The sequence below is a fragment of the Pseudoalteromonas sp. SCSIO 43095 genome (assembly GCF_023650455.1).
GTDB classification, from domain to species: Bacteria; Pseudomonadota; Gammaproteobacteria; order Enterobacterales; family Alteromonadaceae; genus Pseudoalteromonas; species Pseudoalteromonas tetraodonis.
In genome coordinates this window covers 2,714,625-2,739,888 of sequence record NZ_CP087995.1, presented here as the reverse complement: position 1 = coordinate 2,739,888, position 25,264 = coordinate 2,714,625, and the positions used below count along the sequence as shown (strand labels likewise).

Here is a 25,264-nt window from a genome sequence, read left to right as displayed (position 1 = left end):
TTACATAGGAAATAAACATGTTATCCGATAAAACCATACAAATAGTTAAAAGCACGGTGCCATTGCTTGCAGAGGCAGGTACGGTCGTAACCGATCATTTTTACAAGCGCATGTTTAGTCATAACCCCGAACTTAAACATATTTTTAATATGACTAATCAAGAAACGGGTCGTCAGCAATTTGCATTATTTAATGCGTTGGCTGCGTACGCGCAAAATATTGATAATTTAGCCGTGTTAAAAGAGGCGCTAGCGCGAATTAATCATAAGCATACCAGCTTAAATATTTTACCTGAGCATTATCCTATTGTGGGCGCACATTTAATCGGTACGTTAAAAGAGCTTATTCCTGAGCAGTTTACTGCCGATGTTGAATATGCGTGGCGCGAGGCCTACGGTGTACTTGCTGATATTTGTATTACCGAAGAGGCGGCATTGTATGCGCACAGTAAAAACAACCATGGTGGCTGGGCAGGCACGCGCCAGTTTGAAATTACTGATAAACATGTTGAATCTGAATTCGTAACTAGTTTTACGCTGACACCTGTGGATGGTAAAGCAGTTATTACCTACAAGCCAGGACAGTACATTGGCATTAAAGTTAAGCCTGAGGGCGCAGAATATGAAGAGATCCGCCAGTATTCTATTTCGCAAAAGAGCAATGCTAAAAACTATCGTATTAGCGTTAAAAAAGAGTGCCAACCAAAGCCTGGCGTGGTGTCTAATTATTTACACTCACTAGAGCAAGGCGCACGAGTACAGTTATACCCGCCAGCGGGAGATTTTATTTTAAAAAATGAGGCAACTCCAGTTGTACTTATTTCAGCAGGTGTTGGCCAAACCCCGATGATGGCAATGCTGCAAACGCTACTTAGTGGTGATAAAAATCAAGCGATTAGTTATTTGCACGCGTGTGAAAATAGCCGCGAATTTTCATTTAAAGGGTATTTAGCGCAGCAAACGGCAATGCATCCACAGCTAAAAACATTTACTTGGTTTAATCAAGGTGGCGAGGAGTGTGATTTCACTGGGCTAATGGATTTAACAGTGCTTGAGGCATCATTACCTATTAGCGAAGGGGCATTTTATTTGTGTGGACCAGCATCATTTATGGCTTACGTAAAAGGCCAGTTACTTGATTTAGGTGTGCAAAGCTCAAATATTCACTACGAAATATTTGGACCACACCAAGCGTTTTAGATTAATTAAAAGCGTGTGTTACACACTTTTAATTTAAACTTACAGCTTTTTACTATTTGTGTTGGCAGCATAAGCTTGTTGTTGCCAAGCATTAAATAGCTTTTGTTGTTTAGCTGAAATTTTTAAACCATACGTTTTTTGCATGTAAGCGTACGCATCGGCAATGCGTTTACGTGCATGAACAGGCGGTTCAACAACACGTTGTTTAAAATTAACTTTAACCTCACAACGACCATATTGCGTCGCGTTTTGGGCTAACATGCCAAAGCGGTAGTTTGAGCGATCGGCGTTAATTTCACCAATTGCAGGGGCTAAATTGTTTATATCGGCTTCCATCATGCGAAACTTAGCGCTAACTTTGCGGCAGTTTTTACGCCCACCATCTTGCCAGCATTGTAACTGGTGACCAAATTCCCATGCAGGGACAATATGTTCCCATTCAATTCGCAATGCACGTTGATTTACTTTGCCTGAGCGGGTTAGTGTGTTGCGAGGCACGTAGCCACAATGGGTAGGGTCGGGTACTAACTTTTTGCCTTGTTTTTTTATATCGCAACCACAATAAATACTTTTAGCGTTTTCGGGAAGGGTATTAATTAAGTGCTTTTTGGCACTCGAAAACCGCGTAAATTGTTCGCCCATTGCTGAAAAACAAGCACAGCAAGCCAACAAAGCTAAAATAAACCGAATCATATCCATCACATACGTGAACTACAGGAGCGGCTAGTTTAAGGCCTAGAATAAAAAAGTAAACCGCCGCCGGCATGCTTTAATTTTAATTTGCGTATTTTGTAGAGGGCGTTTTTTAGGAGTAAATAGTGGGTAATATTCAGAGGCTAACGCTAAAAACGCGTTAATGCAGTGATTCCTGCGTTGTTGATTTGGTATAACGGTAAAACTGCGTTAAAGTTTGCAATGAAATTAATAGAGGGTAAAAACGAGATAATGTCGGAAATTCAATTTTTAAATGTAGATCTAGAGCTTGAGTCAAAGCAAGATATTAGCGTATTAGTTGCTGATTTAAAAAAGGTCGCAACTATTTTACATTATGATAAAGACGAATACCGTCAACTTGCTCGCATTGAGGTTGCAGGTGAAATAACCACGCCAGATAAAGCGATTAATCACTTGTGCGAGTTAATCGAGTCGTGTTCACGCAATGCATTAAAGCAATGGTTGAGTTGTTCACGCAGAACATTCGATATGGGTTTTGAGTCTGGCACTTCGCCAAAATGCTTTAACCAAGCTTTACATGCAGATACCTTGTTACGTATATCTGCAATTGGTGCAGGCGTGGAAATTACTATTTACCCTCTCGAAAAGTAATTTAACCTCAACCTTGGTTAACAGATTTACTAGCCTTTTCGCTCTACTACGGCTGCGGTCATACGTGATACGCAGCAAAGCTCATTGCGGCTATTGGTTATTTTAATATCCCAAACCGAGCTGCGTTTGCCGATATGATAAGCTCTCGCTGTGGCCGTTAATGTGCCATTGCGTGATGCCTTTAAATGACTTGCACTGATCTCTTGGCCAACACAATAAAACCGATTGAAATCAACCACAAAATTAGCGGCATAACTTGCTACTGTTTCAGCAAGTACCACATTTGCACCACCATGAACGATACCCATAGGGTTATGATGCTCTGGAATTGCCGGCATAGTTGCCACTAAGTAGTCATCACCAATTTCACTGATCTCTATTCCCATGGTTTTCATGAGTGTCCCTTGGCCTGTAATACCTTGATCTAATTGCTTACAAAACTCTAATGTAATCGGTTGATGCCAAATACTCATGCTAGCTCCTTGGATAAGTAATCGAGAATTAAAATTTATTAATATGATAATGCGTTGCTAATAATTACATTTATTACCCTGCTTTTAAAGTAGGTTATTGTTTGATGATAACGGCATATAAGGCATTAATTTATATTTGCGATTTTTAAATAACTGTATATACTCACAGTTAATTGTACTGTATGGAAAACCAGTTGTATGCGACCATTAACGAAACGCCAAGCGCAAATACTCGAACTCATTAAAGTGTTTATTAAAGACACTGGTATGCCTCCTACACGTGCCGAAATTGCACAAACACTGGGTTTTAAAAGTGCAAATGCTGCAGAAGAACACTTAAAAGCATTGGCCAAAAAAGGTGTTATTAAAATGAAGCCAGGCGCGAGTCGCGGAATTCAGCTTGTTGAAGAAGAGGAGCCAGAGCAGTTAGGCTTACCTTTAATTGGCAGGGTGGCTGCCGGTGAGCCAATATTGGCGCAACAGCATGTAGAAAGCCACTGTAAAATTGACCCTTTAATGTTTAAACCTGCGGCCGATTTTTTATTGCGTGTTAACGGTATGAGTATGAAAGACATTGGTATTATGGATGGTGATTTACTTGCTGTGCATAAAACCCAAGTTGCCGAAAATGGACAAGTTATTGTTGCCCGTGTTGACGACGATGTAACCGTGAAGCGTTTAGAAAAAGCGGGCAGAAAAGTACTCTTACATGCTGAAAATGATGAGTTTTCAGCTATTGAGGTCGATTTAGAAAATGAGTCGTTCAATATTGAAGGCTTAGCGGTAGGTGTTATTCGTAACGCTGACTGGATGTAGTATTAAAGCATAATTTAGCGCTTAATGGTGATTAGGCGCTGGGTTTGTTAGTAGCACAATGTCTAACTTATCAAATGTATGACTATATGATGTTAAGTGCTCCCCCTATCATAAATAAAATCACTAAATACTTTATAAATAAACAAATTTACTCTGCTTTTTTAAGTTAACAATTTTTTTATATTTCTATCCTGTAATTTCAATACACCCCCTACTAAACCTGACTCTTAGATTAATTGCCTGACTGGTTGCTATTTTTTAACTGCGCATTTTAAAAAATTCACCTTGTCTATTTTTCATACTTACCTTGCTTATTGTTTATTTTTTAACTAGTTATTAAAGAGCTGGAATAAAAATAACTCACAGCTTAGTCGTTTTGAGAACACACATTTACTAAATCCAGCACCCTTATAAAAAATAAAAATAACGAATAGGCGTTTAAGCCGTATGCCTCTTCGCTTTGCGTCAGCAATAGCATCAAAGGAGCCGTCACATGGGTAAGCTGAGTTCTTCCTTGTGGCTTATATTGTTTGTTTTTTCGCAGAATGTGCTTGCTAATAGCCAATATAATATGCGTAAAGGCGTAACCGATATAAGTAATAATGTATACCAACTGCACATGACTATTTTTTTAATATGTTGTGTGATTGGGGTGATCGTGTTTGCCATTATGTTTTGGGCACTCATTCATCATCGCAAATCTAAAGGGGCTGTCCCTGCCCAATTCCATGAAAGCACCAAAGTAGAAATACTGTGGACTGCGATCCCTTTTGTCATATTAATTGTTATGGCCATTCCTGCGACTAAAACCTTAATTGCCATGGAGGATGCCAGCAAAGCTGATCTCACCATTAAAATTACAGGCTCACAGTGGAAGTGGCATTACGAGTATATGGGGGAGGACGTTGAGTTTTATTCCATGCTAGCTACCCCTCAAAATGAAATAACCAACCTTGCTGATAAAAACCCGAATTATTTACTCGAGGTCGATAAACCGCTGGTACTACCAATTAATCAAAAAGTACGCTTTTTAATGACTTCAGATGATGTTATTCACTCATGGTGGGTGCCTGACTTTGCCGTTAAAAAAGATGCAAACCCTGGGTTTATTAACGAAACATGGACCAATATTAATGAGGTCGGTACTTACCGTGGGCAGTGTGCAGAGCTTTGCGGTAAAGATCATGGTTTTATGCCTGTTGTAGTAGAAGCTATAACAGAAGAAGATTTCAAAACGTGGTTAGCAGAGGCTAAACAAGCCAAACAAAAAGCAGCTGAGGCAGACGCTGCGTTATTAGACCAAGTTGTACCAAAAGAGGAGCTGATGGTGCTTGGTGAGCAGGTTTACATGGCGAGCTGCGCGGCGTGCCATCAACCAACTGGCTTAGGCTTACCAGGTGTTTTTCCGGCTCTTAAAGGCAGCCCAATAGTCATAGGTGATATCAAAGGGCATATAGATATTTTGCTCCATGGTAAACCAGGTACGGCTATGCAGTCTTTCGCAAAGCAATTATCAATCAAGCAAATAGCAGCTGTTATTACCTATAAACGCAACGCGTGGGGTAATGACACTGGTGATGTAATTCAACCGAGCGAGATACAAGCGGCACTGGATGCTGATGGGGAGGCTAAATAATGAGTAGCATTGCAGAACAACCTAATACCAATGAGGCTCATCATGCCCATCAACCTGCCACAGGCTTTAAGCGCTGGTTATTTACAACCAACCATAAAGATATAGGTAGCTTATATTTAATTTTTTCACTCACCATGTTTTTAATTGGTGGGGCAATGGCGATGGTTATTCGAGCTGAGTTATTTCAGCCGGGCCTACAACTGGTTGATCCTCACTTTTTTAATCAAATGACCACAGTGCATGGTTTAATAATGGTGTTTGGTGCGGTTATGCCAGCCTTTACCGGCTTGGCAAACTGGATGATCCCGCTAATGATTGGTGCGCCAGATATGGCCTTACCGAGAATGAATAACTGGAGCTTTTGGATTTTACCGTTTGCGTTTTTAATCCTATTAGCTTCATTATTTATGCCTGGTGGTGGCCCTGCATTTGGTTGGACCTTTTACGCGCCGCTTTCCACCACTTATAGTAACGACAACACAGCAATGTTTGTATTTGCTGTGCATATTATGGGTATTAGTTCGATTATGGGGGCCATTAATGTGGTGGTCACCATAGTAAATATGCGTGCTCCGGGTATGACGTGGATGAAGCTGCCGTTATTTGTGTGGACATGGTTGATCACGGCGTTTTTACTTATTGCAGTTATGCCGGTACTTGCTGGTGCAGTTACTATGGTGCTCACCGATAAATACTTCGCGACCAGTTTCTTTGATGCCGCTGGTGGTGGCGATCCGGTGATGTTCCAACATATTTTTTGGTTTTTTGGTCACCCTGAAGTTTATATTATGATTTTGCCTGCCTTTGGCATTATTTCTACGATTGTTCCCACCTTTTCACGTAAAAAACTATTTGGTTATGCCTCTATGGTGTATGCCACCTCCTCCATTGCCTTGTTGAGCTTTATTGTGTGGGCGCATCATATGTTTACCACTGGTATGCCCGTGGCGGGTGAGTTGTTTTTTATGTACGCGACTATGCTGATATCAGTACCTACCGGCGTAAAAGTATTTAACTGGGTAGCGACTATGTGGCGCGGGTCTATTAGCTTTGAAGTGCCAATGCTGTTTAGTATCGCATTTATTGTGTTGTTTACTTTAGGTGGTTTTTCGGGATTGATGCTAGCGATTACACCTGCCGATTTCCAATATCATGATACCTATTTTGTGGTTGCACACTTTCATTATGTGCTCGTAACGGGCGCGGTGTTTTCTATTATGGCGGGGGCTTATTATTGGCTGCCAAAATGGACCGGAAACATGTTCAATATTACCTTAGCAAAATGGCATTTTTGGTTGTCGTTAATAAGTGTAAATGTGCTGTTTTTCCCAATGCATTTTGTGGGGTTAGCCGGTATGCCACGCCGTATTCCAGATTATGCGCTACAGTTTGCTGATTTTAACGCCATTATTAGTATAGGTGGGTTTGCCTTTGGTTTATCGCAATTATTATTTGTGGTGGTTGTGTATAAATGTGCAAAAGGGGGCGACAAAGTGCCTGCAAAAGTTTGGGATGGAGCGGATGGGCTTGAATGGGAAGTTGATTCACCTGCGCCTTATCATACGTTCTCAACGCCGCCGGATATTAAATAATGACTCACTTGCCGTTATTAAAAAAGCTGGTGGTGATTTGCATTGCAATGTTTGCATTTGCATTTGCCATGGTCCCTTTGTATGACGTGTTTTGCGATATAACGGGGCTTAATGGTAAGCCCTCGTTAGAGCAGGCACAGCAAAGTACCTTGGTCACTGAAAATAGAGAAGTCAGCGTTAGTTTCACTACGCATGCGCAAAGTGGTGCGCCTTTTGAAGTTAAATCTAAAGAGTACAGTGTAGATGTAAAGCCTGGGGCCATGCGTGAAGTTAAGTTTAGCGCTAAAAATAACAGCAATGAAGATAAAGTAATGCAGGCTATACCGTCGGTAGCACCAGGAAAAGCGGCCAAGTATTTACACAAAATAGCGTGTTTTTGCTTTGATCAGCAACCGTTAAAGGCAGGTGAAGAGCTGGAGTTTACATTATTGTTTTATGTAGATACTGAATTACCCAGTGATGTAGAAGAGTTAACCCTGTCTTATACCGTATTTGATATTAGCGAGAGGCTAGTAGCCAGTAATAACTAGCTTATAAAACTGGTGAAAAACTAGGAGCAAATAAAATGAATCAAAAATATGAACATTATTATGTACCAGAGCAAAGTCCATGGCCAATAGTTGGGGCAGTTGCGTTATTTTTTATTGCGGTAGGCGCAGCCTTAACCGTAATGGATATGGGCAAAGAGGGTGGTAATGGCGTTTACTTGTTATACGTAGGTATAGCTGTACTACTTTACATGCTGTTTAGCTGGTTTAAAAATGTCATACACGAGTCTGATCAAGGGCTTTATTCTGCACAAATGGACCGTTCTTTTAGGCAAGGTATGAGCTGGTTTATTTTTTCAGAAGTGATGTTCTTCATGGCATTTTTTGGGGCGCTTTTTTATGCTCGCATGTTTTCTGTGCCTTGGCTTGGAGGTGCGGATAACAACGCCATGACAAATGAAGTATTGTGGCCGACGTTTGAAGCCATGTGGCCATTGCTAAATACCCCAGGAGGCACCACGACCCAAGCAATGGGCTGGCAAGGGTTGCCGCTTATCAACACCCTTATTTTGCTTGCCTCGTCGGTAACTTTACATTTTGCCCATGTGGCGATGGAAAATAATAAACGTACCCCACTCAAAGTATGCTTGGGAGCGACCATTTTACTCGGAGTGTGCTTTTTAGGGCTGCAGGTAGAAGAGTATATATATGCTTATAACGATCTTAACTTAACCCTTGATGCGGGCATTTATGGCAATACCTTCTTTTTGTTAACCGGCTTTCACGGCATGCACGTCACCTTAGGAACAATTATTTTATTGGTGGTGTTTTTACGCATTATGAAAGGACATTTCACTAAAGATAAGCACTTTGCCTTTCAAGCTGCAGCTTGGTACTGGCATTTTGTTGATGTTGTTTGGCTGTGTTTGTTTGTATTTGTGTATGTGCTTTAGTGATTAAGGGGGACTGATTTGCCGTAATAAAACCAAGTTTTAGTGCGGCAATCACCATCATTAATACCACAACAGAAAATAGCACCCGACGCCCTAAAAAGTGAGACATAGGGCGTCCATTGGTTTTCCCTGACACCATAATTAATAAAGCACGAAATAAATTAAATAATATAAATAATAACAGTAGAACAATAATAATTTTAATAATCACTGGATTTTACCCTTATGCAGTTAGTTGTATTTAACAAACAAAAGCTTAGCTCAATAATAACAATTTGCTTGGTTGTTATTGTGGTATTGGTTTGTGTGCGACTAGGGTTTTGGCAATTACAGCGAGCAGAACAAAAGCAACAGCAGCTTAGTGCCATTGAAAATATACAACAACATGGCGTAATGAGCTGGGCAGAGTTACAACAGCTGCCAAAAGAGTGGAACAAAACCGGTGTATTGGTTTCGTTAAATGGTTATTTTGACACTAATAATTATTGGTTGCTTGATAACCAAATCTATAATGGTCAGGTTGGTTACGACTTACTGGCATTATTAAAACTGTCTGATGAATCACGCTTTTTGTTAGTGAACTTAGGCTGGGTAAAAGCAGAACGTTCAAGAGAAATCCTACCAAACGTAACAATACCCAGTGGTAAATTTACGTTAACGGCACAAATTAAAGAAGATAATTTAAGTGGCTTTACCTTAGCCAATAACAATACTCAGTCGGATTTAGCCAAACGAATTCAAATCATTGATTTACAAGCATTGAGTAGCCAATCTAATCGCCCTTTAGTGAATTTTATGGCTTACCGCCAAGGTCAAGCTGATGAAATTGCTGCCCCTCATTATGAAGCCGTTGTTATGAGTCCAGAAAAACATTATGCCTACTCAGTACAGTGGTTTTTAATTGCGGTTGCCTGTGTGGTGGTCGCTATTTTTGCAAGCAGGAAGAGGATAGATAATGAAAAATAAACCCCTGTTACTCTTTGCTGTGTGCTGCGCTATTCCCTTAGTGCTGGCTTACAGCGCGTTAAAACTTGATTGGCTACCTACAGCAATTACTAACCATGGTGAATTTTTAGAGCGTGAAATTAAGCTAGACAATTGGGCGCAGCATAACCCTAAGCAATGGACCATCGCTTTAAATTATTCAGCACAATGCAAAGCGTCTTGCACAGAGCAATTAGCCGCTTTAGACAATTTATATATTGCCCTTGGCAAAAACCAACACAAAGTTGATATGGCTATTATGGGACAGCCTGAGCTAGTTACAACGCGTTGGGATGTTATTGATGAGCAACAGCAGTTAAAGCCTGCCAGTTTGTATTTAATCGATCATATGGGGCTAATTGTACTGGAGTATCCATTTAGTTCTCAACCACAAGAAAACCGTTTGATCCAAAAAGGGTTATTAAAAGATCTAAAAAAATTACTCAATTACTCTCGTTCGAGCTAAGTAGAGGATGCTATGTATAAAAACTATAAAAATTTGGTATTAGCAACGAGTTTATTCGCATTAATTGTGGTGGCTCTGGGCGCATACACGCGTTTAAGTGACGCTGGGCTTGGTTGTCCCGATTGGCCTGGTTGTTATGGCTTTTTAACCGTGCCTAAACACGAAGCAGAGATTGCACAAGCGATTCAAAGTTATCCCGATATGATATTTGAAAAAGCAAAAGCATGGAAAGAAATGATCCATCGCTACTTTGCAGGCACGCTTGGGGTATTAATTTTAGTGTTGTTTATTTTAGCTTTTCTAAAGCGTCAGTACCCAACCACGCCTGTAAGGTTGCCTATGATATTGCTGCTGCTTGTTATTTTTCAGGCCGCATTAGGTATGTGGACGGTTACTATGAACCTACAGCCGCTTATAGTTATGGGGCATTTGCTCGGAGGATTTAGTATTTTAGCCTTATTAACGCTATTGTATTTGCGTCTGACCAGCCAACCTATTACAGGTGGTGATGCGGGTGCAAAACCTCACTTTAAATTAAGCCTCGTGGCATTAACGGTACTGATTTTACAAATCGCCCTCGGAGGTTGGTTAGCGGCTAATTATGCGGCTCCACATTGTAATGGCTTACCGCTATGTAGTTACGCTCAGCCTTTTTCATTCAGTAGTGTCTTTCAGCTCCCCCTTGAGCACAGTAATTATGAATTTGGTGTGTTGTCGCAACAGGCGCGTATGTCTATTCATTTACTGCATCGAATATGGGCCTTAGTGACTTGCATTGTCTTAGCCTTGGTGATGTGGCGTATATACAGTCATGCCTATTCGCAAAAAATTAAAAGCTGTACGGTGAGTGTGTTAGTGGCGTTATTTTGCCAGATAGCTTTAGGGTTAGCCGTGGTGCATTTTCATTTTCCGTTAGGCGTGGCACTGGCGCATAACTTAATGGCTGCCATACTGTTACTAACTATGGTTAGGTTATGTTATTACCTAAAAGTAAGTACTTAGAGGGGAATGATTATGGCACTTACAATTAATAAAAAAGCAATGCAGCCCGTTTACAGCGCATCGTTATTGACTAAAAGTTACCACTTAATCCAAGATTATTTGGCAATAAGTAAATTTAAAGTAGTGGCTATGCTAGTGTTAACAGCATGGGTTGGCTTAGCGCTAGCCCCTGATGTTGGCAGAGGTGTTGGGGTTCAGTTCATCAGTTTATTAGGGATTGGATTACTCTCTGCGGCCGCCGCAGTCATTAATCATGTTGTTGATAGTGAAATTGATAGCAAAATGGCACGCACCCGCCATCGCCCTGTTGCTAAAGGGCGTTTAAGTAAATTACATGCACTGAGCTTTGCCACTGTGATTGGGGTTGCTGGGTTTATTATGCTGATGTTGTGGGCAAATACGCTCACAGCCATACTGACCTTATTTGCACTTGTTGGTTATGCGTTTATTTATACGTCATTTTTAAAACGTGCCACACCACAAAATATAGTTATAGGGGGATTAGCCGGTGCAATGCCTCCATTACTCGGTTGGGTGTCTGAAACAAATCAAATGGCGGCAGCCCCTTGGTTGCTGGTGATGATTATATTTACCTGGACCCCACCTCATTTTTGGGCGCTCGCCATCGCGCGTAAAAGTGATTATGAGCGGGCTAAAATCCCCATGTTACCGGTCACCCATGGTATCGATTTTTGTAAAACATGCGTGCTTGCATATTCGGTATTACTCGCCATTGTATGTGTGTTTCCTTATTTGATTGGCATGTCAGGGCTTATTTATCTAAGCGGGGCATGTCTTCTCAATATTGTATTTATATACAAAGCAATTAACTTAAAGTTTGCTGCCAAAGAAGACACTGCGATGGATTTATTTCGTTTTTCGATTATTCATTTGATGGTACTATTTATCATCTTATTTATAGATAAATGGCTAGTTATATGAAGCAGTTATGGTGTGGTTTAGTTGTTTTTTCAGTACTCTTTTTATCGGCCTGTAGTGATAAAAAAAATTTACAAGATCTTGATGCGTTAGTTTATGAAACCGCAAAGCCGTTATCTGATTTCTCGTTGAATGATCAACAAGGGAAGTTAGTAACCAAACAGCAGTTTTTAGGTCAATGGAATTTAGTGTTTTTAGGTTACACAAGTTGCCCTGATATTTGCCCAATGACACTAGCTAAGCTCAACAATATCTATAAAAATTTGCAGGCTGAGTACCCACTACAAGTATGGTTTATATCTGTTGATCCTAAACGTGATATTGCCCAAAAACGTAAAGAGTACATAGATTACTTTAATCCAGATTTTTTAGCTGTGTCAGGTGAGCATAAAGACTTATTTCCATTTGTCCGAGAGCTTGGATTAATTTACGCAATTAGTGATAGTAATGAATCTGATTATGCGGTGGATCATAGTGCATCTGTTGCCCTTGTTGATGGCAGTGGCGCACTAAGAGCTATTTTTAAGCCTGAATTTAAACAAGGTGATGTGCCTTTGGTTAATACTACAAAATTAACCGCAGAATTTATTGAAATAGCCGAATACTACAAAAACTAGCTTTTAAAGGTTTTACGATTTTAAAGGGGTTTTATGTTTACTGCACTTTTTCTCATTAGGCCAGCAAGATATGGCAGTGGTATCGCCTGTTATTCGCACACCTGAAATATCTCATCAGCAACAAAATAGCTTTGTTAGTAATAAAAGCAAAGGTGAAAATTTTGTAGACTCGGCTGAAGAGTGGGAGGAGTTTTAAACTCACTTTAGTTAGGTTCACCTGCAATGTATGCGTGAATCTCGCTTTATTTTTAAATGAGAGCAAATAATGAAAGAGTTTTTATTAACGGGTAGTGATTTTAAGGAAGTGGCTCATTTAGTTTATAACGCCTGCGGTATTGTACTAGGAGAGCATAAGCGAGAGATGGTCTACTCACGCTTGGCAAGACGAATTCGTGAGCGAAAATTAACAAACTTTTTAAGCTACCTCGATTACTTAAAAAATCATAAAGATCAGGAGTTTGATACATTTATCAATGCCATTACCACTAATCTAACCTCTTTTTTTCGTGAAATGCATCATTTTGAGTTTATAAAAGATCAGTTAATACTAACCCTGTTTAAGAAAATAAACAGACTAAGCGCGTTCGAATTTGGTCTGCAGGCTGCTCTACCGGTGAAGAGCCCTATAGTTTAGCAATGACGCTGCAAAGAGCTTTTCCAAGTGATTGGGGTGTGAAGATGTTAGCCACTGATCTTGACTCTAATGTACTGGCGAAGGCGCAAAGTGGTATTTATACCGCAGCGAACGTAAATGGTCTTGATGATGCTTTACTAAAACCCTGGTTTTTAACCAGTAAAGATGGGCAAAGTTATAAGGCTAAAACACAAAAAGGTTCACCCATTACGCTTGAAGCGCTTGAGATTGGTGCAGTTGACTTTATTGCTAAGCCAACAGTTAATGTCAAGGAGCAAATGAGTCAATATGCTGATATTGTTTAGCAAAAAGTCAGAGTGGCAGCCAGTGCACAGGTTCGAGTCTATAAAAAAATAGTGCTGTAGCAGAACCCATCCCCACTAATGCCGAGTTTTTAGTAAATAAAGTGATTGCGATTGGTGCGTCAACCGGAGGCACTGAGGCGATAAAAGAAGTACTTATACGCATGCCAAAAAACTGCCCACCCATTGTAATAACGCAGCATGTTCTTCCTGTATTTAGTACCTCATTTGCAGAGCGAATGCAGCGCACCCGTACCATTAACGTAAAAGAGGTGCAACAAGGCGATAAGCTGGTAGCAGGATGCGCTTATATAGCCCCTGGCGGGCTACATTTACCTATTAACAAACAAGGTAGTGCATTATATTGTCAGCTTGATGATGGTGAACCTGTAAATAGGCATAAGCCGCAGTAGATGTACTGTTTAACTCATTACTTGAAATTGGTGCTAAGTATATTGTTGCCACACTATTAACCGGTATGGGAAGTGATGGCGCGAAAGGTTTACTGGCGTTAAAACAACAAGGGGCTTATACATTGGCACAAGATGAGTTTTCGTCTGTAGTATGGGGAATGCCCAAGGTTGCTATTGATATCGGGGCTGCAAATGAGGTCGTACCGCTGGATAAAATGACCCAGCGGTTATTAAATCAAGTGATTAAAAAATAGAATTTAATTGATCACCCAAGGCTGTGAAAACCAATAATAACTGCCTGCTTTTTTTATTGATGGGGCGGTGCAGTTAAAGCGAGAGCGGCCTTTATTAAGCTGCTTTGGCGAGGTCACCTCAACCGTATTATCGTTTAACCAATTTAAATTAGCTTGCCCAACGCTTGATACATAACAGGCAAATTGGCTTTTATGAAAGTCATCAGTCTCTAGATTTATAGTTAACGACGGTGGATTTTGTGTGGTTACACTATCTTTATAGGTTAGTTTATTAATAGTAAAAGCAGTTGAATTGAGTTTGGTAATTAACGTATCTAATTTGCTATAAAAACCAGATGCGGGAAAACGTGGTAAACGGCTAAAATTAGAATGTTGATTAACTGCACCAGAGTGCTGACCAATACCAATAAAGCCTAGTTCAGTAACGATAGCTTGTAGCTGATTGTTAAACTCACCGTAGGGATAGGCAAGGTATTTATAATCGTGGCCTATTTCTTCTTTTATACGCTGCTGTGAACTAAGAATGTCGTTTTTAGTGCGTTCACGCCATTGGCTTTGCGTTTCATTTTCGCGCTTTTTATGCAGATAGTTATGCTCGGCACTATGATTGGCAATAAGGGCGCCTTTTTTTGCCAGTTCTCTGAGCTTATCCCACCCCATAACGTAGCTCGCTTTTTCATCAATGAGTTTAGGGTTTACAAAAATAGTGTACGGATAGCCAAATTTCTCAAGAATAGGCGCAGCTTGTTCGTAGTTATTGTTGTATCCATCATCAAAAGTAATCGCGAGCGTTTTATCGTCTAAAGTCTTACCTTGTTTTAATGCGCTAATCAGCTCATTTAGTGGAATAACGTTAAAGTTATGCTCTTTTAAATAATTTAAGTGTTTAGTAAAAGTGTTGGCGCTTACACTGGTCACCGCGGGAAGGGTTTCACTGACGTGATGATACTGTAGAATAACAACTGCTTGCGCACGTAAAGAACCACAAATCAGGAACAATAATACTAAATGAAACAATTTCTTATACATAATAAAGCACACCATAAAAGCTTGTTGTTGTTAGCCGGTCCAATGATATTATCAAATATTACTGTGCCGTTGTTAGGAATTGTTGATACGGCAGTGATTGGTCACCTGGGGAGTGCGCATTATTTAGCGGGAATTGCCTTAGGTTCTACCGTGATCTCCATTTTATTTTGGCTTGCTGGTTTTTTAAGAATGAGCACCACTGGGCTGGTGGCACAGGCTTATGGTAAAAATAATTTGACCCAACTGGCAGCTTTACTCAAACGCAGTTTGTTATTGGCCAGCAGCGTAGCTCTAATTCTGATTTTATTATCCCCCCTTATAAAACACGCCATTGCGTATTTATCTGCTGCCAATAGTGATGTGCTCAATGAGGCCTATCGGTATTTTAGTATTCGTATTTTTAGCGCCCCAGCAGCGCTATGTAACTTAGTTTTATTAGGCTGGATGCTCGGCGTTCATTATGGGCGAGGGCCACTTTATTTATTGTTAGTCACTAATATTACCAATATTGTACTCGACATTTATTTTGTAGTTTATCTTGATTGGGCGGTTGCAGGGGCGGCTTGGGCATCATTAATAGCGGATTACACGGCTTTAATTTTTGCTTTGCTGTTAGTGGTTCAACTGGCTAAAAAACAGAGCATAAGTTTAGCGGTTGCAAATTGGTTTAGCATAGAAAAAATGGCATGGTTATTAAGTTTAAATCGCGATATTTTTATTCGCTCTTTAGTGTTGCAGTTATGTTTTAGCTTTATGACCTTTTATGCTGCACGTATAGGTGAAACTACATTGGCTGCCAATGCGGTACTACTCAACTTTTTAATGTTGGTCAGCTTTGCGCTTGATGGGATTGCTTATGCTAGCGAGGCAAAAGTAGGCCAAGCGAAAGGTCAACAAAGTGTTGAAAAGATAAGGTTATGGGTAAAAATAAGCGTATTTTGGGGCATGTTGTTTGGCATTTTGTATAGTGTATTTTTTATATTATTTGGCAGCTCTATTATAAAGCTGTTGACTAATGTGCCTGAGGTTATTGAAGAGGCTACATATTACTTACCGTGGGTAATTGTGCTGCCAATTTTAGCAATGAGTTGTTTTTTGTTTGATGGCATATTCGTTGGTTTAACTCGTGCAAAAGCAATGCGAAATAGCATGCTGTTATCGGCAACGATAGGGTTTTTTGGGGTATTTTGGTTGTTTCAGTCGTGGCAAAATAATGGCTTATGGTTAGCAATGAGCTGTTTTATGCTAATGCGTGGTGTAACACTTATCATTAAATATCAGCAGCTAAAAGCCAATAATCAATTACTTGATTAAACCGTTATTTCCACAGATCGGGGTCGTTATTTTTGGCGGGGATGTTTTTCAATACTTGCGAAAAACGATTGGCAAAAATACCCGCGTAGCCCCAGAATGCTAAAAATAATGCCGGTGCTAAAATTACTAAGCCAATGACTTGTAAACTATAATGGCTGTAATAACCCAAAGTGATAAATATCACGGCCAGCACAAACAGTGCTAGGCCGCGAAAAAAGCGCTTTAAACTCAACTTAGGGTCACTCCCTAAGCGGTAAATAAGTGGCTTTAGCATAGTGGGTTAATACTTAGTAATAAGAGTGCTCGCCAGCTTCGTGATCGGTTATGTCAGCCACACCGGTGATCTCATCAAACTTAGCAATCATTTCTTTTTCAATGCCTTCTTTTAGTGTGACATCAATCATAGAACAACCATTACAACCACCACCAAATTGAAGCACAGCAACACCAGCAGCGGTGATCTCTACTAAGCTTACTTGGCCGCCATGATTTGCAAGTTGTGGGTTAACTTCTGTTTCTAGCATGTGTTGAACGCGTTCATTTAGGCTTGCGTCTTCACCTAGCTTACGTGCTTTAGCGTTAGGCGCTTTTAGAGTTAGCTGAGTGCCCATTTTGTCAGTAACAAAATCAATTTCAGCTTCGGCTAAAAAAGGCGCGCTTTCGGCATCAACAACAGCGTCAAAACCGTTAAAGTTTAGGCGAATATCGCTCTCTTCTACCGCGTCTTCTGGACAATAAGAAACACCACATTCAGCTTGTGATGTACCAGGATTAACAACAAACACACGAATATTCGTTTGTTGAGATTGATCTGCTAATAGCTTAGCAAAATGCGCTTGCGCTGTTTCGGAAATTGAAATCATAAAACCGTCTATACTTGACTAAATTACTCGGATACTGCATATCATACTCCGCTCATCGTGTTGCGGCTAGTGTTGAGCGAAAAAAGTTGGCATCTATTTTAAGCAATGGTAGCGTGCAATTAACAAGCATTTTTAGAGTGATTTATATGCAGTTTATATTAACAGTAATGGTGATACTAGCCAGTTTTTCAAGTGTGGCAAAGCCCTTGTCGTATTTTTTTGAGCAACAGGTTGAATTTGATCCCAGCATTCCAACACCTGAAAAAGTACTTGGTTATCAAGTGGGTGAATGGCATGTAAGGCATGACCAACTTGTTCGCTACATGGAAATTTTAGCTCAAAAAAGTGATCGAATTAATTTTGAAGTAATAGGTCGTACCCACGAGCAGCGCCCACTAGTTATGCTCACTATTACCGCAGCGAACAAACTAAAAAATATAGAGCAAACTCGCCAAGCACACTTAGCTCGCCTAAATAATTCAAACAATAAAACAGCGGAGCAGCCAAGTGTTGTGTGGATGGGTTACAGTGTTCATGGTAACGAATCGTCAGGGAGTAATGCTGCCTTGCTAGTGGCTTATTATTTAGCAGCCGCGCAAGGTGATGAAATAAATGAGCTACTTAACAACACGGTGATTATACTCGACCCGTCGCTTAACCCAGACGGCTTAGCACGTTTTGCTAATTGGGCTAATAGTAATCGTGGAATGAACTTATCGTCAGATCCGCAAACGCGTGAGCATGTAGAGAGCTGGCCAAGTAGCCGTACCAATCATTACTGGTTTGATTTAAATCGTGATTGGCTTTTACTGCAGCACCCTGAGTCGCGAGCGCGTATAGCCAAGTTTCATTATTGGAAACCTAATATTTTAACTGACTTTCATGAAATGGGACCAAACAGTAGCTACTTTTTTCAACCAGGGATCCCAAGTCGTAAACACCCCATTACCCCTGAAGAAAATGTGAGCTTAACAAAAGCAATTGCAAATTATCATGCAAAAACTTTAGATGAAAACAATGCACTGTATTTTACAGAAGAAAGCTTTGATGACTTTTATTATGGCAAAGGTTCAACTTACCCTGATGTAAATGGTGGTGTCGGTATTTTATTTGAACAAGCAAGTTCTCGTGGCCATATTCAAGAAACGATCAATGGCCCGCTAACTTTTGCATTTACGATTAAAAACCAACTTTTAACGAGCTTATCAACGTTTAAAGCGGCGATTGATAACCGCCAAGCTTTACTTGAGTATCAGGCTAACTTTTATAACAAAGCGGTTGAGCTTGCCAAAGATGAAGACTATCAAGGTTATATTGTTCAAGGTGGGGAAGACAAAACACGTATTAACGATTTTTTAAGCATACTTAAACAGCACCAAATTAATGCTTATACAGTTAAAGAGGGACTAAAAGCTGAAGGTAAAAACTTTACCGCTAATAGCTATTTTGTGCCGCTTGCGCAACCACAATACCGATTAGTTAAAGCTATTTTTAGTGAACAGCAAAACTTTGCCGATAACACTTTTTACGATGTATCAGGTTGGACATTAGCGCATGCGTTTAATTTACCATTTGCTAAAGTAAACAGCCGCTGGGGATTAAAGGTAGAAAAAACAGCTTGGCAAAAACCAAAGCAGCCAGAGTTAGCGTCATTGACTAACAATTACGCCTATGGATTTGCTTGGGACGACATGCTTGCCCCAAAAATGCTCAATAGTCTGTTACAGCAAGGTATTAAAGCGCGTGTTGCATTAAAACCATTAACCGCAACATCAACGAGTAATGAGATAAATTTTGATGCTGGCAGTATTATTATCCCTGCAGGACTGCAAACAGAGACTGATTGGGTGGCAAAGCTAAACCAAGCACAAAGCCAATTTGATATTGAAATTAAGTCAATTACCACAGGCTTAACCAGTAAAGGTGCTGACTTAGGCTCGCGCTCTATGGCGGTTGTTTCTGCGCCTAAGGTGTTATTAGTTGGCGGTAAAGGGGTTAGCCAATATGAAGCAGGTGAAGTGTGGTATTACCTAGATCGCTTTGTAGGCGTAGCGCCAACCATTGTTGAAATGAATCGTTTAGCGTCTTTAGAGCTCAGTAATTACAGCCATATTGTTTTGGCGCATGGCGATTATTCGACGTTATCTGATACCGACAAAGTGGCAATTAAAAGCTGGGTGAGAAAAGGCGGCGTTATTTGGGGTCATAAAGGTGGGGCAAAGTTCTTAGCTGATCAGCAGTTATTAAAAGCAAACTACTTATCACGTAAAGATGTTGCCAGCGCATTTGATACTCAAGGTTTAAAATATGCAGACAAAGACCATCTAGCGGGTCGCCAGCGTATTGCAGGCGCTATATTTAATACTGATGTAGATACTACGCACCCACTGACGTTTTCATTTAAGCGTGACACTCTGCCAGTATTTAAAAACAGTACCTGGTTACTTGAAGCCTCGCAAGCGCCGTTTGTAAATATACTCACCTATACACAACAGCCGTTACTTGCTGGTTTTACTGATGCAGTTAATGTAGAGCAAGTGGCCGGTGGTGCTGCGCTAATGGCTCATTCTTATGGTCGAGGTAGTGTGATTGCGATGACAGACAACCCTGTATTTAGAGGTTACTGGTATGGCACCAGCCGATTATTAAGTAACGCTTTATTTTTCGGTCATACCTTTCGTGTCAGTGGTAACTAAATCTAAAGTGGCGTTAAACAGGTCGTAAATGCCCAGACTTGTTTAGCGCCCGCTTCTTTTAGCGACAAGGTGGCTGCATTGAGTGTTGCACCTGTGGTCATAATATCATCAATAATGACCACCGTTTTACCCTCTAAATTGGCAGTACATGAAAAAGCCTGCTGTAAATTTTTTATCCGCTTTGTTTTGCTCAGTTGTGACTGTGCCGAGGTGTTTTTATTGCGTATTAAAACATTATTCAAGACATTAAAGGATGACAAACAAGGCTGCCATACTTGGGTAACCTGATTAAATCCTCGACTAAAAAAACGCGACTTGTGCAAAGGTAAAATAATAAATACAGCAGCAGCTAAATGCTGTTTATTAGTAAAAATAGTAAGTTGTTTTTTGATGACTTGCTGTAGTGCTTTTTTGTAATGAATTTGATTATTAAATTTGAGTTTTTTTAGCCATAAATCAAAAGGGGGTTGATAAAAAGCGCAGGCAAATAGTTTCTCAAAGCTGCAGTTAGGAAACATTTCTACAATATCTGGGCGGTAAAATAAATTGTCATACTCAGCCAAATCTAGCAAAGGCAGGTCATCTAAACAAAACTGACATAGTCCCAGTGAGCTGTGTATCTGATTCTGGCACAACACGCAATACGAGGGAAAAAGCCAATCAGTTAGGCTAAGTTTCATTCGCTGATTCTCCTCATTACAAACTCCCCCTAAAACGCTATCATAGATTTAAGTTTGGTTAAGGTTAGGCAAATATGCAAAATGAATGTGTGTTGTTGCATGGTTGGGGAATGAACCAAGGCGTGTGGCAGTTAATAAAACCAGAATTAGAATTTTTATATTCTGGTAAGGTACATTGTTTAGACTTACCTGGTTACGGTGATCATGATGTCTCTTTGGATCCGTATACTTTACATGATGCAGCTCAGCTGGTGAGTCAGCAATTGAAACCACAATCTGTTTTGATGGGATGGTCTTTAGGCGGTTTGTTTGCCATTTATATTGCCAAACATTGGCCAGAAAAAGTGTCAAAAGTTATTTTAGTTGCCTCCACTCCTTTTTTTGTAGATCAATTGCCCTGGGAAGGTATTAAACCTAAAGTGCTCACACAGTTTAAAGAACAGCTATTGCAAGAGCGTTCAAAAACGATAGAGCGCTTTTTGGCGATTCAAGCGATGGGCAGTGAGTCGGCGCGAGATGATGTAAAACAGCTAAAACAACTATTGAGTCAGTCACCGCCGCCGAGTCATCAAGCATTAAGTGCGGGGTTAGATATACTGCAAAGTGAAGACTTACGTGAATTATTTTCTCACTGTCCCGTCGCGATTAGTGGAATTTTTGGGCGTTTAGACTCTCTCGTTCCTTATCGAGCAATTAAAAAAATGGTCGCACTTAATTCTGGCTTTGAGTACGAAGTGATAGACAAAGCATCCCATGCGCCATTTATTTCTCATAAAAACGAATTTTTATCTGCCGTTAAATCAATGCTTTGAAGCAAAGCCATGAATACAGCGGTTTAAAGCTTTATTTTGCGTGATTTTTGAGCGATAATTAAACAATATTTATTTGGTTGAGGTTTATTATTATGCCGATTGGATCTGTATTTAATAGCGGTGTTGAAGGGTTTAATAGAGCCAGCCAAGGTATTGAAAAGGCCAGCGCTGAGATTAACCGTGCCAGCATAGAGCAGCAAGATGATTCTCAATTAGCGCAGCAACGTCAATTAACGGCTGCTCGCCCTGAAGAAGCCGTAACCGCGCCGGTATCTCAACCTGCACGAATTGATGATGCATTAGTAAACTTAAAAGTTGAAGAGTTTAATGCCAAGGCTAACACGAAATCAATTCAAACTGCAGATGATGTACTAGGCACTTTAGTTGATATTAAAGTGTAATTCCTCATGAATATCGTCACGCCGTTTCCGTCTATCAATATAAACACTGCAAATGTTTATACGGAGACTGCTCGGCGTGACAATCAGTTACGTGAAGTCATCCCCCCAGCCGCTGCAAACACCGCCGGTAGTACTGAAAACAAAGCTCAAAGTGATGCAGAAAAAGCCAAACTACCTGGTAACAGCGATAGTTCAACTTATACTGCAAGCGGCAAAATTGCAGACAACAAAACTATTGAACAACGCGAAGGCAATGCTGATAGTGATCAAGATGATGCCGAGCAAGAAAAACAGCAAGCTGCCGAAGAAGTTAGTGAGCAAGAAGAGCTTAAACTTGAGCAAGAACAGCAACAAATTAAAGAGCTCAAAGCTCGTGATACCGAAGTGCGAACCCACGAGCAAGCGCATGCCGCTGTTGGTGGACAATATGCCGGTTCACCCAGTTACGAATACCAAAGAGGCCCCGATGGCACTAATTATGCCGTAGGTGGTGAAGTACCGATTGATGTTGGGGTTATCAATGGCGATCCGCAAGCAACCATCGATAAAATGCAAACGGTACGTGCTGCTGCACTAGCACCAGCAGAACCCTCAGGTGCCGACAGAGCGATTGCGGCAGGCGCCACACAAAAAATGGCTGCCGCACAAGCTGAGTTAGCTTCAGCTGATGACGAAGACAGCAGCGAAGATAAAAATAGAGTCAGTGCGTCGTTTTCTAATAGTGAAAGTTCAGAACTAAAAACCGCTAAAAGCGAAGAGCAATCGCGTGATATTGAAGTTGAAGCGCGTGCAGGACGCATTGCTAGCTTTTATCAACTGGCCACATCCCCCGCGATCCAGAGCGAATTTTCAGCGCAAATTTAGCTGATTAAAAAATAAAAAAAACCGCCTAGGCGGTTTTTTTATTTTTAAATATATCGTTTAAATTACTTTTTCACTTTTGCGTTAGCAAAGGCGTCAGCAAAGGCATTCCCCATCATCGCATTGCCTGTATCGCGTTTAGGCTTAGGCGCTCGTGCTTGGTTGGTATTATTGCTGCGAGGCTTTTGCGGTGTCGCTTTATTGCTGGTGTCTATGTCGTCATCCAGGCGCATAGTAAAACTAATGCGTTTACGAGCAGCATCGACTTCAACCACTTTTACTTTAACAATGTCACCTGCTTTAACCACTTCGCGTGGGTCTGAAATAAACTTGTTAGTAATAGCTGAAATATGCACGAGTCCATCTTGATGAACACCTACATCAACAAATGCACCAAAATTAGCAACGTTAGAAACCACACCTTCTAAAATCATACCAGGCTTGAGGTCACTAATTTTTTCAACACCGGCTTTAAACTCCGCGGTTTTGAATTCAGGACGTGGATCGCGACCTGGTTTATCAAGCTCGCTAATAATGTCAGTCACGGTTGGTAAGCCAAATTTATCGTCAATATAGTCGTTTGCAGCGAGTTTACTTAAAAATTCACTGTTACCAATTAAGTTATTTACGTCTACCTGGTTATGTTCACAAATACGCTTAACGATAGGGTATGCTTCAGGGTGAACTGATGAGTTATCTAGCGGATCGCTGCCATTATTAATGCGTAAAAACCCAGCCGCTTGTTCGAATGCTTTTGGCCCTAAGCGTTCTACTTTTTTCAACTGACTACGTTTTGTAAATGACCCATTCGTGTCACGGTAGTTTACAATGTTTTGAGCCAACGTTTTGTTTAAGCCAGAAACACGTGCAAGCAAAGGCACTGAGGCCATATTTAAATCAACCCCCACACTGTTTACACAGTCTTCTACTACAGAAATTAGGCTTTGCCCAAGTTGGCTTTGTGATACATCGTGTTGATATTGGCCTACACCGATAGACTTAGGCTCTATTTTAACTAGTTCAGCTAATGGGTCTTGTAGGCGACGTGCAATAGATACTGCACCGCGTAAAGATACATCTAAATCTGGGAACTCATTAGCGGCAAATTCAGACGCAGAATACACCGAAGCGCCGGCTTCACTGACCATGATTTTATTCAGTTTAAGCTCCGTATTTGCCTTGATAAGCTCACCAACTAGTTTATCTGATTCGCGAGAAGCAGTGCCGTTACCAATCGCAATAAGCTCAACTTTATGTTGGCGACATAATTGCTCGAGCGTGCGCAGTGATTTATCCCAATGATTTTGTGGTGCATGTGGGAAGATTGTTTGTGTAGCGAGCAGTTTTCCTGTGCTATCGACTACCGCAATTTTACAGCCGGTACGCAAGCCGGGATCTAAGCCAAGTGTCGTGCGAGGGCCTGCAGGCGCTGCCATTAATAAATCTTTTAAATTTTTAGCAAATACGTCTATAGCACCGGTTTCGGCTTTTTCACGCATTGCGGCTAAAAACTCATTTTCTAAGTGTAGCCCAAGCTTAATTTTCCATGCCCACTGCACCACAGTTAATAACCATGCACTAGCAGGTTTGTTTTTAATATCTAGGCGGTAATGATCACTGATCATTTGGGCACATAACTGGGCTGGATTTTCAGCACTTGGCTCAGGGTTAATCGTTAACTGTAAAATGCCTTCATTACGTGCTCTTAGCATGGCTAATGCACGGTGCGAGGGCACTTTTTTTAACGGCTCTTGATGTTCAAAGTAGTCTCTGTATTTAGCACCTGCTTGTTCTTGCCCATCAATTAACTTACTCTCAATCGCCCCATTTTGACTAATATGGCTTCTAAACTTAGCGAGTAATTTAGCGTCTTCAGCAAAACGCTCCATTAGAATAAATTTGGCACCATCAAGGGCTGCTTTTGTATCAATAATGGCTTTATCGGCATTAATATAGTGAGCGGCTTCAGCTTCTGGGTCGAGCATTGGGTCGTTAAATAACGCATTAGCAAGAGGTTCTAAACCGGCCTCAATAGCGATTTGACCTTTAGTGCGACGCTTTGCCTTATAAGGCAAGTATAAATCTTCAAGCTCGGTTTTACTTTGCGCTGCTTTTATATCAGCTGCTAATTCCCCGGTAAGCTTATTTTGAGATTCTATCGTCGATAGAATAAAGCCACGACGCTCTTCAAGTTCACGTAAATAAGACAAACGTTGTTCTAGAAGGCGTAGTTGGGTGTCATCTAATCCACCGGTCACTTCTTTTCTGTAACGGGCAATAAAGGGGACGGTTGCGCCTTCATCAAGTAACTTTGTTGCTGCAACCACTTGTTGCTGCTGTGCATTTAGCTCAGTTGCTAAACGTGCAGAGATATCGCTCATGCAAAAACCTTTTAATACAAAAAATAAGACCAGCTAAGAAGTTAACTGATGCGTCAATGTCTTGAATAATATCACAGGGGAAGGTAATAAAAAGCTCTTAAAGCAAGCTATTTTACTTGCTTTAAGATGCCAT

Annotated in this window: 26 protein-coding genes and 2 pseudogenes; 20 read left to right on the top strand and 8 right to left on the bottom strand. The window is 40.7% G+C overall.

Going from position 1 to position 25,264, the window contains the following annotated elements:
* The first annotated feature begins 17 nt into the window (after positions 1–17).
* Complete coding sequence (gene hmpA, locus LOC50_RS12945; protein WP_250653328.1) at positions 18–1,199, top strand: NO-inducible flavohemoprotein; 1,182 nt, start codon at positions 18–20, stop codon at positions 1,197–1,199.
* 39 nt (positions 1,200–1,238) lie between these two features.
* On the opposite strand, the gene LOC50_RS12940 is transcribed toward hmpA, so the two are convergent.
* Complete coding sequence (locus tag LOC50_RS12940) at positions 1,239–1,892, bottom strand: endonuclease (RefSeq protein ID WP_013466146.1); 654 nt, start codon at positions 1,890–1,892, stop codon at positions 1,239–1,241.
* 252 nt (positions 1,893–2,144) lie between these two features.
* Here LOC50_RS12940 and LOC50_RS12935 point away from each other — a divergent pair, with 252 nt between their 5' ends.
* Entirely contained in the window at positions 2,145–2,525 is a 381-nt protein-coding gene (locus LOC50_RS12935; protein WP_036983336.1) for a hypothetical protein, read from the top strand.
* Between the two features lie 29 nt (positions 2,526–2,554).
* Here the strand turns inward: LOC50_RS12935 and LOC50_RS12930 are convergent, their stop codons facing one another.
* Positions 2,555–2,998, bottom strand: coding sequence for a PaaI family thioesterase (locus LOC50_RS12930; RefSeq protein WP_013466144.1), 444 nt, complete (start codon positions 2,996–2,998; stop codon positions 2,555–2,557).
* Between the two features lie 198 nt (positions 2,999–3,196).
* Between LOC50_RS12930 and lexA the strand changes: the two genes are divergently transcribed.
* The 5 genes from lexA to LOC50_RS12905 all read left to right on the top strand — a co-directional run bounded on the left by lexA (position 3,197) and on the right by LOC50_RS12905 (position 8,483).
* Entirely contained in the window at positions 3,197–3,814 is a 618-nt protein-coding gene (gene lexA, locus LOC50_RS12925; RefSeq protein ID WP_008114166.1) for a transcriptional repressor LexA, read from the top strand.
* Positions 3,815–4,307: 493 nt separating this feature from the next.
* On the top strand, positions 4,308–5,450 hold the full coding sequence (gene coxB, locus LOC50_RS12920; protein ID WP_250653327.1) for a cytochrome c oxidase subunit II: 1,143 nt from the start codon (positions 4,308–4,310) through the stop codon (positions 5,448–5,450).
* A complete protein-coding gene (ctaD, locus tag LOC50_RS12915) occupies positions 5,450–7,042 on the top strand; it encodes a cytochrome c oxidase subunit I (RefSeq protein ID WP_069438571.1) in 1,593 nt (530 codons plus the stop codon). The genes coxB and ctaD overlap by 1 nt, the downstream gene beginning before the upstream one ends.
* Positions 7,042–7,572 carry a cytochrome c oxidase assembly protein gene (locus tag LOC50_RS12910; protein ID WP_013466139.1) on the top strand — a complete coding sequence of 177 codons (531 nt, stop codon included), beginning with the start codon at positions 7,042–7,044 and terminating at the stop codon, positions 7,570–7,572. Before ctaD ends, LOC50_RS12910 begins: the two co-directional genes overlap by 1 nt.
* A gap of 35 nt (positions 7,573–7,607) precedes the next feature.
* Entirely contained in the window at positions 7,608–8,483 is an 876-nt protein-coding gene (locus tag LOC50_RS12905) for a cytochrome c oxidase subunit 3 (protein ID WP_013466138.1), read from the top strand.
* Here the strand turns inward: LOC50_RS12905 and LOC50_RS17510 are convergent.
* Complete coding sequence (locus LOC50_RS17510; protein ID WP_076922637.1) at positions 8,386–8,694, bottom strand: DUF2909 family protein; 309 nt, start codon at positions 8,692–8,694, stop codon at positions 8,386–8,388. The two genes, LOC50_RS12905 and LOC50_RS17510, sit on opposite strands and share 98 nt — an antisense overlap.
* 14 nt (positions 8,695–8,708) lie before the next feature.
* Between LOC50_RS17510 and LOC50_RS12895 the strand changes: the two genes are divergently transcribed.
* From LOC50_RS12895 to LOC50_RS12865, 8 genes and pseudogenes are all read left to right on the top strand, one after another.
* A complete protein-coding gene (locus tag LOC50_RS12895; protein ID WP_013466137.1) occupies positions 8,709–9,449 on the top strand; it encodes an SURF1 family protein in 741 nt (246 codons plus the stop codon).
* Entirely contained in the window at positions 9,439–9,933 is a 495-nt protein-coding gene (locus LOC50_RS12890; protein WP_250653326.1) for a transmembrane cytochrome oxidase associated protein, read from the top strand. The genes LOC50_RS12895 and LOC50_RS12890 overlap by 11 nt, the downstream gene beginning before the upstream one ends.
* A 12-nt stretch (positions 9,934–9,945) precedes the next feature.
* Positions 9,946–10,935 (top strand): COX15/CtaA family protein, encoded by a 990-nt coding sequence (locus LOC50_RS12885; protein WP_036980520.1) that lies wholly within the window; start codon positions 9,946–9,948, stop codon positions 10,933–10,935.
* 12 nt (positions 10,936–10,947) lie between these two features.
* The gene (gene cyoE, locus LOC50_RS12880) at positions 10,948–11,877 is read left to right on the top strand and encodes a heme o synthase (protein ID WP_036980519.1); all 930 of its coding nucleotides are present in this window, start codon (positions 10,948–10,950) and stop codon (positions 11,875–11,877) included.
* A complete protein-coding gene (locus LOC50_RS12875; protein ID WP_069438575.1) occupies positions 11,874–12,491 on the top strand; it encodes an SCO family protein in 618 nt (205 codons plus the stop codon). Before cyoE ends, LOC50_RS12875 begins: the two co-directional genes overlap by 4 nt.
* A 70-nt stretch (positions 12,492–12,561) precedes the next feature.
* On the top strand, positions 12,562–12,687 hold the full coding sequence (locus LOC50_RS17390; protein WP_284692562.1) for a hypothetical protein: 126 nt from the start codon (positions 12,562–12,564) through the stop codon (positions 12,685–12,687).
* A 69-nt stretch (positions 12,688–12,756) separates the two neighbouring features.
* Positions 12,757–13,314, top strand: a pseudogene (locus LOC50_RS12870) (CheR family methyltransferase); the annotation flags it as partial.
* A pseudogene (locus tag LOC50_RS12865) lies at positions 13,314–14,094 on the top strand (chemotaxis protein CheB); the annotation flags it as partial. The pseudogenes LOC50_RS12870 and LOC50_RS12865, both read left to right, overlap by 1 nt.
* 3 nt (positions 14,095–14,097) lie before the next feature.
* Here LOC50_RS12865 and LOC50_RS12860 read toward each other — a convergent pair.
* A complete protein-coding gene (locus LOC50_RS12860; protein WP_250653325.1) occupies positions 14,098–15,123 on the bottom strand; it encodes a polysaccharide deacetylase family protein in 1,026 nt (341 codons plus the stop codon).
* A gap of 42 nt (positions 15,124–15,165) precedes the next feature.
* Here LOC50_RS12860 and LOC50_RS12855 point away from each other — a divergent pair, with 42 nt between their 5' ends.
* Positions 15,166–16,437 carry an MATE family efflux transporter gene (locus LOC50_RS12855; protein ID WP_250653930.1) on the top strand — a complete coding sequence of 424 codons (1,272 nt, stop codon included), beginning with the start codon at positions 15,166–15,168 and terminating at the stop codon, positions 16,435–16,437.
* Between the two features lie 4 nt (positions 16,438–16,441).
* Here LOC50_RS12855 and LOC50_RS12850 read toward each other — a convergent pair whose 3' ends face one another.
* Positions 16,442–16,711: a hypothetical protein gene (locus LOC50_RS12850; RefSeq protein ID WP_036980514.1), complete on the bottom strand. Its 270-nt coding sequence runs from the start codon at positions 16,709–16,711 to the stop codon at positions 16,442–16,444.
* Between the two features lie 13 nt (positions 16,712–16,724).
* On the bottom strand, positions 16,725–17,300 hold the full coding sequence (gene nfuA, locus LOC50_RS12845; RefSeq protein WP_036980513.1) for a Fe-S biogenesis protein NfuA: 576 nt from the start codon (positions 17,298–17,300) through the stop codon (positions 16,725–16,727).
* 146 nt (positions 17,301–17,446) lie between these two features.
* On the opposite strand from nfuA, the gene LOC50_RS12840 reads away from it, so the two are divergent.
* On the top strand, positions 17,447–19,996 hold the full coding sequence (locus LOC50_RS12840) for a M14 metallopeptidase family protein (protein ID WP_250653324.1): 2,550 nt from the start codon (positions 17,447–17,449) through the stop codon (positions 19,994–19,996).
* 2 nt (positions 19,997–19,998) lie between these two features.
* Here the strand turns inward: LOC50_RS12840 and LOC50_RS12835 are convergent, their stop codons facing one another.
* Entirely contained in the window at positions 19,999–20,676 is a 678-nt protein-coding gene (locus LOC50_RS12835) for a ComF family protein (protein ID WP_250653323.1), read from the bottom strand.
* 74 nt (positions 20,677–20,750) lie between these two features.
* Between LOC50_RS12835 and bioH the strand changes: the two genes are divergently transcribed.
* From bioH to LOC50_RS12820, 3 genes are all read left to right on the top strand, one after another.
* Positions 20,751–21,488 carry a pimeloyl-ACP methyl ester esterase BioH gene (bioH, locus tag LOC50_RS12830; protein WP_250653322.1) on the top strand — a complete coding sequence of 246 codons (738 nt, stop codon included), beginning with the start codon at positions 20,751–20,753 and terminating at the stop codon, positions 21,486–21,488.
* A gap of 92 nt (positions 21,489–21,580) precedes the next feature.
* Positions 21,581–21,889 (top strand): hypothetical protein, encoded by a 309-nt coding sequence (locus tag LOC50_RS12825; protein ID WP_214552467.1) that lies wholly within the window; start codon positions 21,581–21,583, stop codon positions 21,887–21,889.
* Positions 21,890–21,895: 6 nt separating this feature from the next.
* Entirely contained in the window at positions 21,896–22,753 is an 858-nt protein-coding gene (locus tag LOC50_RS12820; RefSeq protein WP_250653321.1) for a putative metalloprotease CJM1_0395 family protein, read from the top strand.
* A 62-nt stretch (positions 22,754–22,815) separates the two neighbouring features.
* Here LOC50_RS12820 and LOC50_RS12815 read toward each other — a convergent pair whose 3' ends face one another.
* Positions 22,816–25,131, bottom strand: coding sequence for a Tex family protein (locus LOC50_RS12815; RefSeq protein WP_036980503.1), 2,316 nt, complete (start codon positions 25,129–25,131; stop codon positions 22,816–22,818).
* Between the last annotated feature and the right edge of the window lie 133 nt (positions 25,132–25,264).

Bases quoted from the DNA above. Each gene is read 5' to 3' on its own strand.
- hmpA (WP_250653328.1), top strand. From the start codon at position 18: ATGTTATCCGATAAAACCATACAAATAGTTAAAAGCACGGTGCCATTG.
- LOC50_RS12940 (WP_013466146.1), bottom strand. From the start codon at position 1,892: ATGATTCGGTTTATTTTAGCTTTGTTGGCTTGCTGTGCTTGTTTTTCA.
- LOC50_RS12935 (WP_036983336.1), top strand. From the start codon at position 2,145: ATGTCGGAAATTCAATTTTTAAATGTAGATCTAGAGCTTGAGTCAAAG.
- LOC50_RS12930 (WP_013466144.1), bottom strand. From the start codon at position 2,998: ATGAGTATTTGGCATCAACCGATTACATTAGAGTTTTGTAAGCAATTA.
- lexA (WP_008114166.1), top strand. From the start codon at position 3,197: ATGCGACCATTAACGAAACGCCAAGCGCAAATACTCGAACTCATTAAA.
- coxB (WP_250653327.1), top strand. From the start codon at position 4,308: ATGGGTAAGCTGAGTTCTTCCTTGTGGCTTATATTGTTTGTTTTTTCG.
- ctaD (WP_069438571.1), top strand. From the start codon at position 5,450: ATGAGTAGCATTGCAGAACAACCTAATACCAATGAGGCTCATCATGCC.
- LOC50_RS12910 (WP_013466139.1), top strand. From the start codon at position 7,042: ATGACTCACTTGCCGTTATTAAAAAAGCTGGTGGTGATTTGCATTGCA.
- LOC50_RS12905 (WP_013466138.1), top strand. From the start codon at position 7,608: ATGAATCAAAAATATGAACATTATTATGTACCAGAGCAAAGTCCATGG.
- LOC50_RS12895 (WP_013466137.1), top strand. From the start codon at position 8,709: ATGCAGTTAGTTGTATTTAACAAACAAAAGCTTAGCTCAATAATAACA.
- LOC50_RS12890 (WP_250653326.1), top strand. From the start codon at position 9,439: ATGAAAAATAAACCCCTGTTACTCTTTGCTGTGTGCTGCGCTATTCCC.
- LOC50_RS12885 (WP_036980520.1), top strand. From the start codon at position 9,946: ATGTATAAAAACTATAAAAATTTGGTATTAGCAACGAGTTTATTCGCA.
- cyoE (WP_036980519.1), top strand. From the start codon at position 10,948: ATGGCACTTACAATTAATAAAAAAGCAATGCAGCCCGTTTACAGCGCA.
- LOC50_RS12875 (WP_069438575.1), top strand. From the start codon at position 11,874: ATGAAGCAGTTATGGTGTGGTTTAGTTGTTTTTTCAGTACTCTTTTTA.
- LOC50_RS17390 (WP_284692562.1), top strand. From the start codon at position 12,562: ATGGCAGTGGTATCGCCTGTTATTCGCACACCTGAAATATCTCATCAG.
- LOC50_RS12860 (WP_250653325.1), bottom strand. From the start codon at position 15,123: ATGTATAAGAAATTGTTTCATTTAGTATTATTGTTCCTGATTTGTGGT.
- LOC50_RS12855 (WP_250653930.1), top strand. From the start codon at position 15,166: ATGATATTATCAAATATTACTGTGCCGTTGTTAGGAATTGTTGATACG.
- LOC50_RS12850 (WP_036980514.1), bottom strand. From the start codon at position 16,711: ATGCTAAAGCCACTTATTTACCGCTTAGGGAGTGACCCTAAGTTGAGT.
- nfuA (WP_036980513.1), bottom strand. From the start codon at position 17,300: ATGATTTCAATTTCCGAAACAGCGCAAGCGCATTTTGCTAAGCTATTA.
- LOC50_RS12840 (WP_250653324.1), top strand. From the start codon at position 17,447: ATGCAGTTTATATTAACAGTAATGGTGATACTAGCCAGTTTTTCAAGT.
- LOC50_RS12835 (WP_250653323.1), bottom strand. From the start codon at position 20,676: ATGAAACTTAGCCTAACTGATTGGCTTTTTCCCTCGTATTGCGTGTTG.
- bioH (WP_250653322.1), top strand. From the start codon at position 20,751: ATGCAAAATGAATGTGTGTTGTTGCATGGTTGGGGAATGAACCAAGGC.
- LOC50_RS12825 (WP_214552467.1), top strand. From the start codon at position 21,581: ATGCCGATTGGATCTGTATTTAATAGCGGTGTTGAAGGGTTTAATAGA.
- LOC50_RS12820 (WP_250653321.1), top strand. From the start codon at position 21,896: ATGAATATCGTCACGCCGTTTCCGTCTATCAATATAAACACTGCAAAT.
- LOC50_RS12815 (WP_036980503.1), bottom strand. From the start codon at position 25,131: ATGAGCGATATCTCTGCACGTTTAGCAACTGAGCTAAATGCACAGCAG.